The organism is Microcystis sp. LEGE 00066 (genome assembly GCF_015207925.1).
In the GTDB taxonomy this organism is placed as follows: Bacteria; Cyanobacteriota; Cyanobacteriia; order Cyanobacteriales; family Microcystaceae; genus Microcystis; species Microcystis ichthyoblabe_A.
In genome coordinates this window covers 1-1,110 of record NZ_JADEVX010000378.1, presented here as the reverse complement: position 1 = coordinate 1,110, position 1,110 = coordinate 1, and the positions used below count along the sequence as shown (strand labels likewise).

At 35.0% G+C, this 1,110-nt stretch carries 1 protein-coding gene; it reads right to left on the bottom strand.

The window, feature by feature from the left end:
• A partial coding sequence (locus IQ224_RS23655) for an IS630 family transposase (RefSeq protein WP_194033561.1) occupies positions 1 to 1,042 on the bottom strand: 1,042 nt, incomplete at its 3' end.
• Positions 1,043 to 1,110: the final 68 nt, after the last annotated feature.

Below are 1,110 nucleotides of genomic sequence, written 5' to 3'. Positions count from 1 at the left end.
GGATATAACCTCGTCCAACAATTGAAGCAATTACCTCTTTGTTCATTTCTTCGAGTCGTTGACCAATTAACAAACGTAATTCCTCTAAGTCTCTAGGTAGTTTCCATCTCAATCCTTTTTTTAGATATTGCCAAATCTGTTCAATTGGATTAGATTCTGGGCAATGTGGTGGCTGAAACATGAGAATAATGTTGTCAGGTATTTTCAGTTTTTTTGCCTTATGAAACCTGCCATTATCTAACTGTATTATCAAAATACTATCGGCAAAATATTCAGAAACTAATTCTAAAAATATTTGAAAACATTGACTGTTTAAATGAGTGAATTCGTAAAAAAAATGCTCTCCTGTCTTCGGCTCTACCACCCCATGGATATAGGTCGCTTGAAATTTCCACTGCACTTTCCCGTAAGGTTTTACCCCTTTTGCTGTTATTTTTCTCCCGCTGATTGTTTTCAGTCCCAGACGAGTTTCATCTTCACATAAAAAGCGAATTTTTCCTGTATTACTCATCATTGTTATCGCCACCCAACTCAGCATTGCCAAATTTTCTAGGAGGTTTTTTTTAAAATCCTCTAACCTTTCTTCTGATTGTTCTAGGCTTTTTGGTCTGGCTATTTTTGGAGACGCTTTTAGCCGATAATATACTAATTTGTGTACAGTTTTGTACTTGGCTTTTATCCCTAATTTTTCCTTTAACCATTCACAAATTTCCCCATAATTATCAAATCCTTCCTTTTCTTTTAATCTTTTTTCTAAGGTTTTTTCTGCCCACTGAGGAACTTTTCTTGGTCTTCCTGTACTGACTTTTTTAGACAATAATTTTTCGAGTCCTCCTTGACGATATTTTCCTAACCAATCTTGTACAGTGACTCTATTTCTTCCTAGCATTTCCGCGGCTTCTGTCACCGTTTTTGCCTTTTTTGTCTTTAACAAGTACAATACTTGTATTCTTTCTTTTCCTGAACCAGTTTTTTCTTTTCTAAGCAGTTCCTTGAGTTCTGCTTCACTTTCAGATATTTCTATCTTATAAACTCCTGCCATATTTTTCCTTTAACTCTACTAATATGATATTCTAGCCTATCTGTAGTCACATTTTGGAGAATTGGTAT